The organism is Deltaproteobacteria bacterium (genome assembly GCA_018668695.1).
Classification (GTDB): domain Bacteria; phylum Myxococcota; class XYA12-FULL-58-9; order XYA12-FULL-58-9; family JABJBS01; genus JABJBS01.
Genome location: JABJBS010000183.1, coordinates 1 through 10014, shown reverse-complemented (window position 1 = coordinate 10014; position 10014 = coordinate 1). Strand labels below are relative to the sequence as shown.

Below are 10014 nucleotides of genomic sequence, written 5' to 3'. Positions count from 1 at the left end.
GCACGTTTTGAATCCGAGTGGGACAATCAGCGAAGCGGCGAAGACATCGTAGCCATCACCTTTGGCAACACGGGTAAAGCTGTGGTCATGGCCGGCGTCACCACCACAGTAGCCTTTGGGGGCCTTAGCATCTCCGAATTTCGCGCCTTTCATGAATTCGGTATCATCGCCGCCGGCGGTATGGTGCTCATGGTACTCTCCTACCTCACGGTTCTTCCCGTTCTACTTTCGCTCTTTATCCGAGGCGGCTGGAAACCACGCCAGCTTCAATCTCATGGGCCATCGCGCTACAGCCGGATGCTGGAGGCCAACGCTAAGCCCGTAGCTTTCGTTGCATTGCTCATTACCATCCTTGCCTATTGGGGCACGCAGCACGCTACATTCAATGGCGACAGCGGCACCTTGGTAGCCCGCGACCTTCCGTCTTTTATGATGGATGATGTGATCAACGACCTTCTAGGCCATGCCGCAACACCCATCCTGGCGCTTCCAGCAACCCCTGCTCAAGAGGCAGCCATTGCAAAAGCCCTTAAAGATAAAATCCAATCAGAGGACGACTCCCCCATTGAGTTTGTTGCCGCCAGCTCCGACATGGTGCCAAAAGGCCAAGCTGAAAAAGCCGTGGTCATCGAAGAGATTCGCAAGGTCGCTAAGAAGATTCGCTCGAGCTGGGTAGAGAAAGACCAGCGCAAAGACTTGCGTGAGTTCAAGAAAATGAGCAAGGCCAAGCCCTTCAGTAAAATGGATCTGCCTAAGGAAATCCGGCGTAAGTTTGAAGACGCTGAAGGCAAAGACACCGGCTACGTGATGATTTTCCCAAAATACGACGTGGGTATCTCTGAGCACCTGATGGATTTTTCCAACGCGGTCAAAGATGTGAAGCTCGATAATGGTGAGCCATTACGGATTGCTGGTGAGCACATGATTCTCGCAGACATCTTTCGTATGGTGATGCTCGAATCGGGCCCAGTGATTCTCTTTACACTGGTCATGGTATTGCTCACGCTTTTACTGCTTCTCGGTAATATCCCCGCTGCGCTACTGGGAATAGTTCCGGCCTGCTTTACGATGCTTTGCGTATTGGGATTGATTCCAGTGAGCCCCATCAACGTGAACTTTATGAACGTGTGTATGCTACCGGCTCTTTTTGGTATCAGCGTCGATGGTGGTGTTCACCTTGTAGCACGCGTAAGAGAAGGCGCGCCTTTATCATCGGTGATTGATGAGACTGGCCGCGCAATTGGCGCAGCTTTGGTTACCACAGCGCTTGGCTTCTTCGCCTTGATGCTCGGAAACCACCGAGGCATGCAAATGCTGGGTCACTTATCGGTGGCCGGGCTGGCCGTGAACCTCATTGCATGCCTGGTGTTGTTTCCAGCTGTTCTCCACTTGGCATCCAAGTGGATGGTACGCCGCGAATCCTGATTCTATTAGAGGTCTAAACCTTCTACTAAATCTACACCCACTTGAGCGCCGGCTTTAAAGAACACCGGCGGCTCGCCAACCGGTGCATGCACTCTCATGGTCATGCCCGACGACTCCACCGCTTCACCCGTCCATAAGTGTACCCAGCTACCAGCTGGCAGGTATACATCACGGCTTGAAGTGTATTTCTCCACCACGGGCGCAACCAAAAGGTCTTCACCCAGCATCCACTGATATGGCGCATGCAAAGACTTCGGGTCTTCTGGATACTCTAGGTACATATGACGGACCAAAGGATATCCTTTATTCTGTGCATCTTGCATCAACTCATTTCGGTACGATGCAAGCAGTGCAAACACAGTGGCAAATTTCGCAAAGTGCGAAAGCGTGGTGTCGTTGTCATAGAACTGGGCATTGGCTTCTGGCTGATTGCCTTCGTGCGTTCTAAAAGCTGCAGTAAAGGCGTTTGCTTCCATCCAGCGCAGAAGTAAATCTTCCTCACGCTTAATTCCGAAACCGAATTTCTCAATCGATGTGTAGCCGCCGATATCGCTGTGGTTCAAGCTGATGCCTGAGATACCGCCCGTGACCAAGCCGGTAATTGCACTCTTGAGGCCATCTTGCTTATCCCACGTGACCATCTGGTCGCCTTCCCAAAAGAGAGTGCTGTAGGCTGGGCTTCTTGTAAAACCTGCACGGTTGAAGAAAACGATGTCCCCTTCACGGCCTGCTTCGGCGATGGCTTCGCTGTTGAGCTTGGCCCAATCAACTGGATACTGGTTGTGATACGCGGCTCCAGAAATACCTGAGTGCAAAACCGCATCAAACGGAAGCGCTTCACAAAAGTCTGCCATCCATCCAGAGAAACCTGCATCAATCATCTCGTCTTGAATGACTCCTTTGAGCCAACTTTGAGTTGCGGGATTCGTAAGGTCGAGCATCGCTGCATCAAAATCAGTGTTCGTAATAAAATAAGGCTCACCATTATCTTTATAAATGACAAGTTCATCGTTTAAAGCTTCCTGAAAGAGGTTACGTGTCCAAGGCTTGAAGCCGTCAGGGTCCACGAGAAATGAATTGATATAACCCATGAGGCGAATATCTGCGTTTTCTAGATCGCTGCGCATTTCGTCCCAACCAGCATAGTGGTCGTTATCAAGTTCCCAGTTCCACCAAAGCTGTGAGCCAATCACAGTCTTGCGCTTGCCAACCCAGTCTTGAATCCAGAATGCGGCGATGGGCGTGTTGTATTCTTGGAGCTGCTCCCACACTTCGTAGAGGCGGTCGGTGCCACCTTGCATGCCAACAATGGCACCTGCTCCAATCCAGTCGGGTAGCACCTTCATGCGACCGCTGTAAGAAGTGTATTTTTCAATCAAGTCTAGAGGATCTGTACCGTAGAGAATGCGGCCCACCATCGTTGGGCTTTGTACTCGAACCTCAACTTCACGCGGATTTCGCATATCAAATACAGAGTACTCGGTGTTCTCTAGGAAGAGGCTACGGTTTTTCGTGGTGAGATAATGAGGGACCGGAGCATAGCTTGTGTAGTCATCCCCGGCTGAACCTTCAGAGAGCAAGTTTAAAATTGCCGCAAAAGGTTGTCGTCCGCGGCTTACGCCGCCTTCTTGAGCCAAGATACCTACTCGGTGACCTTTAAGATTGTCGTATGTAAACTGCTCGCCAAATCCGAGAAAGTCTTCGTCGGGCTCAGAAGCATAAACAAGCCTTGTTTGATTAAACGAATCTTCGCAAAACCAAAACCAGCAAGACCCGTCCCAAACATCAACTTGAAACTGCAAGTGACCATTTTCGGATTCGTGGAAAACCATGGCAAATTGCGCTCGGTTCCAACGCCAGCGGTCTTTAAGAGTTCCCAGAATGACTACTTGGTCGTACTCTTGATAAATTGCTTCTATTTTTTGGTTTCGCAAATCGCGATAATTGTATTCATCGATATTGAAAGAGCCGCGGTGCTCTTCTACATGGAAAGATGACTGAGCTGTTCGAAGAAAGCTTTGGCCAGGAATGGTCGACCACAACACACGTGATGGCTCATCTACGTGCGTTACAACAACTTGAGCCTTGTGGTCATTGCGAAATTCAACTCGAAAATCGCCCGCTTCATACATTTGAGAATCCAAACGGCTACGCAGCACATCGCCGCGGTGACCGGCATGAGCGGGTATTGTGGTCGCAGCGACCAGTAGGAAGCCCAGAATACTTAGCAAATTACGTCTCATTTTATTTCTCCACATAAGCGGCGGCGCACGGCACGCCATATTATCTACTCATCAGAACATTGCAGAAGGCGTGCCATACTGCGTCAATTCCTAAGTAATCGTTAAATGTGGTATTTCTATTGAGCACCAATCGAATCCGATAAGTATCCGCCGAAATTTTGATCACAAAAGACTGTTTTTTTTTAAAATGTGCGCCGAAAAAATGACCACAAAAGGGATGGGCTGGGTACACAACAACAAGCGGGAAGATGCACGTGGCTCAGATCAATTGGTAATTTTTTTGCAAAATTACGCAAGCGAGCATCGAATAGTGGGGCCAACCTTGAACAATCGTGTTAACAGCGGCCCCGTGGATTGAAGAATTACCCAGCTTCAACTGCAACTTGGAGACAACCGATGACACCCTCCCCGATTAGATTTACAGCAGTGATGTCCCTATTTGCGCTTATCGCATGTGGTGCTGAACCCATTCCGGTAACCTTGGTTGAAGACCCCGGACCTCAAATGCTCTTCGATCCCAATGCTATTTCAAATGGCGATACCTTTGTTGGCGATATTATTATCAACAGCCAAGTAGAACTCGATCAATTCATCGACTACAAACGCATCGATGGTCACGTAACCATAGGATCTGAGTATCTTTCTGAACTCATCTGGAAGAACCTTCAGAAAATCGATGGCTACCTCTTCATTTGGGATAACCCAGCTTTGAAGACCATTGAGCTTTCTTCGCTTCGTGAAGTCGGTGGTACCCTTTTGATTCGGGAAAACAATAAGCTTACCGAAGCAAGCTTTCCCGCACTTGAAAAAATCGGTGGTGCTCTATCCATCGTGTACAACCAGCGCTTATCGACCTGTGTGGTTGACGACATCGCTAAAGAAATCGGCCCCTCGAATATTGCCGACGGTGTGGTCACTCAGGGTAATTACGACGAGACCGGCTGCTAAGCCCAAACTCCCATTTCCTACTTACAAGCTTCTCACAATCGCTGGCACCAAAGGGTTGAGTGTGTAACAACACGAACTCTGAGGTGCATGCATGAGTTTAAAAGATTACCAAGACCCCGGTTCGTGTCCGTTTAAACGACCTGCTCTATCCGAAATGTGTGAAGAAACTCGCACCCTCCACCAAAGTATCGATGGCTTCGCCCAAAAATCCGGCGAACGCTGGCTCCATCCTGAAAGCATCACCCTAACCAAAGACCTTTTAGGTGGGCGTCATATGCAGAGCTGGCAGGAGCAAAAAGGTGCTCTCAGCATGCTCGGTGAAGACTGCTGGTCTACCCTGCCTCAAGTTTATGCGCGCTATGCAACAGAACCTGGCCGTGAACTTATCAAGGCAATTAGCCGACTAGAAAATGCAAAAGGTGTGATTGTTACAGACTGCGGGATGCAAGCAACCGCCATCGTCATGGACACGCTTCTTAAGCCAAATACCCACGCGCTTATCTCACGCCAAGTCTACAACAAGAGTAAAGCCTATCTTGATTGGTCGGCGCAGCGTATCGATGTAAGACCTCAAGTAATCGACGAAATCACACCTGAAACACTGCGCGAGTTTGCAACAACGGATACCGTTCTCGTTTTTACGGAGACCTACAGCAACCCATTGATGCACGCCCTCGATTTAGAAGGGTTAAGCAAGGCCGTTGTTGAGCTACGCAAAGAGCAAGCCCCAAAGCTTCGCTTGGTTGTAGACAATACCATCGTGACGCCCTGGGGAGTTCAATCACCTATCCTCGATTTACCGGGCGTTCACCTGGTGGTGTCCGCTGGTACCAAAGCCCTTGGCGGTGAAGACAAAGACATGTGGGGCTACATCGCATCCAACATCATCGACCTTATCAATCCATGCATGGATACTCAGGCTATGCGCGGAGGTGTTTTGAGCTGGAGAAGTGCTCAAGTGATTCATGCTGGTCTTGATCAGGCTGAATCCCATTTTAGAAAACGATGTCAATCGGCAGATGCGGTGGTTGAATTCCTATTAAGTCACCCGAAGGTCTCCGAAGTTTTTCACCCTTCAGTACCCAGCCACCCACACCGTAAGATTATTGATTCACAATATGCTCTGGGCGGTTCGCTGATGTCATTTAGAGTGAATGGCCTAACGGAAGAACAAACCAGCCACTTCTGTGATGTTCTCGCCATGACCATCGTACCCCGCTACGCATTAAGCTTTGACGGATTGGTTACGAAACTCAATCACCATAAAACAGTCTCTGAATTTTACGGTTTAGAAGCGATGCTGAAGAAACAAGGCATCGACCGCTTGGTCCGCCTGGGGGTTGGTACTGAGAACCCTGCAGATATCATAGCCTGCCTCAACTGGGCGCTCTGGCACTTTGAGAGTGTATCCGCCCAAGACGTGGAAGCCTGGCAAGATGAAAGAGAGATGGCTCTTCGCCCCTCTTAATCATCATCCACAGACACATCAACCTCAACCCAAACCGGAATATGGTCAGAAACCGACCGCCGCAGCGTTGCGTGGTTACCCTTGGTAAAATCAAGAACACCTTGGCCAAAAATCTCTGTTGTGAATTGAGATTGATAAAAAATATTATCAAATGGATTGCTAAGTCCCTCAGCACCAATGCTCGTTGCCTGCTCAGGGTCTACCGAATAAGTAACACCGTTCCAACCTACAGCTGTAAATGAGTAATCATCACCCGGCAGATTAAAGTCTCCGCCAATCAACACATCATTTTCGTCGCCGTTGGCATTCTGGAAGTGCTCTATAATCTCGGCAAAGTGATTCGCTTCTGCTCGGCGAACCGCCAGGTTCTTGCCACAGCGCTGATGAAAGGCCACCAGTGTAAAATCGAATGCTCCCATTTGAAAGTTCGCACCATAGGGCTCTCTCTTGATCACATCTTCAGGGTCAGGGAAAAATCCAACTGGTTCAATAAAGCTCACCACTTCTTCGCGCCACACGAAGGCATAATACTCTAGACTGCCGGATCTACCCACTGCGTGGTCGCTGATATGGTATCCCCAATCTTCATACGTGAGACTTTCCAGGTGCGCTACCAAGGTTTGTACCGCTTCCTCGTTCTCCACCTCATTGAGTGCCGTGATATTGAAATGGCTCAAGACACAAGCAAGGCCTGCGAAATCTTTGCCGTTGGCCCAGCCCATATGCAGCACGTTCATCGATGCAATCGTATTGCGGTTCAGTAGGCTCGCATCCGTGGTCAAGTAGTCAGGGCACGCATATGCATATGCGTCGTTTGTAGCGCCACTGGGGTCGATGGTAATAACGTGGGGTGAGATGTTGTTGCTTTCATACTGCTCTTCCACTGCTCCGTTCACATCTGCCACAATCAACAAATACCAAGTGCCTTGAGCAAGTCCGTGTGGGATACGCAGACCTGCTTCAAGCATCGAGGTCTCGCCAAGCGCCAGGGCTTTAGCATCTCGATAATCTAAATAGTTATCCGTAGCATCGTAATGCTCGTCCGGTGAGAGATAAAATTTAACACGGGTTGATTCTGCATCCAGCAGACCAGCATTCGTTAGGCTTAGGGACAAGTCAATCTTGGTATTCGCGGCAACATAAACATCGCTGATGACCACATCGTGAATAAAGATATCGGCAAGCTCTGCACCGGGGTTATCCACATTCACCATGAATGGGACTGCGGTCACATTATTGTCTTCTTCTTGTTCAACCACTTCGTTGTTTGCATCGGCTACCACCAACACATACCAAACGCCGCCAGTGGCATCGGCTGGGACCCTTGGGTTTGCCGACTCTTCGCCCACTTCATCTACTGCCAAGGCAGTCACGCGGTCGTAGCCGCCATACCTGTCATTCGAGTCAAAGATGGTATCACGAGACACGTAGTATTTAATCCGGCTTTGCTCTGCAGCGGCTAAGCCACGGTTTGCAACCAATAAGCTCACCGGAACTTTCTGTCCTGGCTCGAAGTCTCCAACGGCAACCGTTAAGTCCTCAATAACCAAATCCGCAGCTTCGGCGGGTTCAGGTTCTTCTTCACCGTCCGTCAAAGCAGCCACAGCTTCAGCGCCCACGCCGAAGGGTACCGCCCATGCATTGTTGGTTTCATATTGCTCATCAACCACGTTGGTATCGTCTACGACGAAGATCAAGAAGTAGCTGCCATCGGCTGTGTCGATTGGAATGCGAAGGTTGGCGTTTTCAGAAGAGATTCCCTGTGATTCCAATGCATTCACTGCATCGTAGTTTAGGTATTTATCGGCTGAATCAAAAACATCATCGACAGATAGGTAATACTTTAAGCGACTGGTTAGAGTGGATGGCACGGGGCCAATATTGCGTACATCAAGTGCTGCATTGATTTGCTCTCCAGCAAGTCCCGCGGCCGCCGAGAGCACAACATTTTCAGCAACTAAATCTGGCTTGATGGCGTCTGGTGAATCCACCAGTACTTCAACTGCCAGCGCTATTTGGTTGTTTGATTCGTCTGATTCTACAAGTGTGTTCTCGAAATCGAGAACCAAAATAACATACCAGGTACCACCCACGGTATTTGCGTTAATACGTAGGTCTGCTGATTCCACACGGCTGCCACCAAAACCCAAGGGCTCGATATTATCAAAGCTTAGCTGCTTATCGTGTTCGTCGAGAACCGCATCTTTAGAGAAAAAGTATTGAAGCTGAGTAGCCGTAGCCGCTCCGCTCCCTGCATTTTCAATGGTGCTTTGAACAGGCAGCACATCGCCCACTTGAGCAGTTGGTGCAGAAGATGCCGCCGCGATTCTTAAATCAGGAACGCCGCCATGTAACTCACCCACCGTAATCGCCGCAGCGTGAGTATTGTTACTTTCATTTTGCTCAACCACTTCTACGTTGGCGTCAGCTACAAACAAAATATACCAAACTCCATCAAGAGTGGTTGCCGGTATTCTTAGATTCGCACTCTCCGGGCCGCTTGCATTCACTGCTAAGGCGCTGACCTTGTCGTAGTTTAAGTACTTATCGCCGCTGTCTAAAACGTCGTCAGCCGAGAGATAATATTTGAGTCGTGAAGCGTCGGAGGCGGCCGAGCCATTGTTTGAAACGGTGGCATAAACAGCTAGCTTATTGCCCGCCTCGATATTCAATGATTCAAGCGCTACATCCTGAATGATTAAATCAGGGCCGTCACCATCGGTGGCCGGTGGTTCAGAACCAACCGTTAGGCTAGCAATTGCGAGGTTATTCGCTTCATTGGTTTCCGCAACTTCAGATTTCACATCTGCAATGAATAAAACGAACGCGTCGCCTTCAGGCCAGTCGGTGGGAATCCGAACATTGGCAGTCTCATCACTCACTGCAGACGAATCTAAGGCGCTCACTTTGTCGTAATTGAGATATTTATCGCCGTCGTCATAAACGGAGTCGGCGGATAAGTAGTAACGCATTTGGGAAACGCCAGCTGCCTCGAGGCCCTGGTTTGCGATAGAAACCGAAACCTTCACCTTGGTTCCCGGTACCGCGAAACCACCATGCACAAGCGCATTTTGTGCAATCAAATCGATGCCTGCTTGAGTCGCCTCAACGGCATCTTGGCGGGTTTGAGCCCCATCGGTTATCGACACAGGTTGTGGTTCACCACAGGCTGAGAGAAAGAGGGTACACCAAAGAATGAGAGAAAAAACGGAAATATTACGTATGCTTATACACATTTCGAAACCTCACAAAGCCGCGCACAAATGCACTGGGCTTTTGAAATCAAGTTGTTAGTAATCAGCATTTAGGATGAAAGGAATCATCCTCGGGGAACTTCGCTAGGCTAGACGGCTGCACCCGATGAGTGGCCCCTACTGGACGTGACCGTCTGCGTCAATCGAAAAATATCGGCATCAGGCTGGTCGCGATCAGGGGAACTGGTGGTCATACACGCTTGGCCTCAGCTGCGGTTAAATAATCTTGGAAAAACGTACGCTCCGCAGCCGCGTAGTCCGCCTCTACATCCAGGCGCGCAAGTACTGAGAAAAAGCCAAACTGCAACCGGTTGATGAAAAGAATCCCGGGAGGCATTGGTACAAAGTTATCATTTTTGTTTTTCACGATGGTCACGGCCATCTTCTTAAAGTGCTCCACGAGACTGCCTGCAAATTCTTGGGTGATGTGAAACGGTGAATCGGACACGGGCCGGAAACAAGCCGTCGCATATTCAACCACCATCTCCTCGTAGAGACCGCCCTGAGTTTTAAGCATACCACAGGCCGCTTCCTTGAATCCCTCGCGGTCTCCAAGATGGGTTGTGGTATGCAGCTTACGAGCCCAATCCAAACGCTCATCCTCAATCGGCTGAACGCAGCCAAAATCAACAAAGCCTACTCCCCCATCATCTTGGAAAAAGTAGTTCCCGGGGTG

General features: G+C 49.5%; 6 protein-coding genes. 3 read left to right on the top strand and 3 right to left on the bottom strand.

From position 1 onward, the window contains the following. A partial coding sequence (locus HOK28_09760) for an MMPL family transporter (GenBank protein MBT6433367.1) occupies positions 1-1425 on the top strand: 1425 nt, incomplete at its 5' end. Between the two features lie 5 nt (positions 1426-1430). Here HOK28_09760 and HOK28_09755 read toward each other — a convergent pair. Further along, positions 1431-3668, bottom strand: a complete 2238-nt coding sequence (locus HOK28_09755; protein MBT6433366.1) for an alpha-glucosidase — start codon at positions 3666-3668, stop codon at positions 1431-1433. A gap of 396 nt (positions 3669-4064) precedes the next feature. Here HOK28_09755 and HOK28_09750 point away from each other — a divergent pair, with 396 nt between their 5' ends. Then, positions 4065-4616, top strand: coding sequence for a hypothetical protein (locus HOK28_09750; GenBank protein MBT6433365.1), 552 nt, complete (start codon positions 4065-4067; stop codon positions 4614-4616). 91 nt (positions 4617-4707) lie between these two features. Continuing rightward, the gene (locus tag HOK28_09745) at positions 4708-6084 is read left to right on the top strand and encodes a hypothetical protein (protein ID MBT6433364.1); all 1377 of its coding nucleotides are present in this window, start codon (positions 4708-4710) and stop codon (positions 6082-6084) included. On the opposite strand, the gene HOK28_09740 is transcribed toward HOK28_09745, so the two are convergent. Beyond that, on the bottom strand, positions 6081-9320 hold the full coding sequence (locus HOK28_09740) for a hypothetical protein (GenBank protein ID MBT6433363.1): 3240 nt from the start codon (positions 9318-9320) through the stop codon (positions 6081-6083). The two genes, HOK28_09745 and HOK28_09740, sit on opposite strands and share 4 nt — an antisense overlap. 208 nt (positions 9321-9528) lie before the next feature. Then, positions 9529-10014, bottom strand: a 486-nt coding sequence (locus HOK28_09735) for a hypothetical protein (GenBank protein MBT6433362.1), incomplete at its 5' end; no start/stop codon positions are given.

What these genes read in the sequence shown, in the direction of transcription:
- HOK28_09745 (MBT6433364.1), top strand. Translation starts at nt 4,708, where the DNA reads ATGAGTTTAAAAGATTACCAAGACCCCGGTTCGTGTCCGTTTAAACGA.
- HOK28_09740 (MBT6433363.1), bottom strand. Translation starts at nt 9,320, where the DNA reads ATGTGTATAAGCATACGTAATATTTCCGTTTTTTCTCTCATTCTTTGG.
- HOK28_09750 (MBT6433365.1), top strand. Translation starts at nt 4,065, where the DNA reads ATGACACCCTCCCCGATTAGATTTACAGCAGTGATGTCCCTATTTGCG.
- HOK28_09755 (MBT6433366.1), bottom strand. Translation starts at nt 3,668, where the DNA reads ATGAGACGTAATTTGCTAAGTATTCTGGGCTTCCTACTGGTCGCTGCG.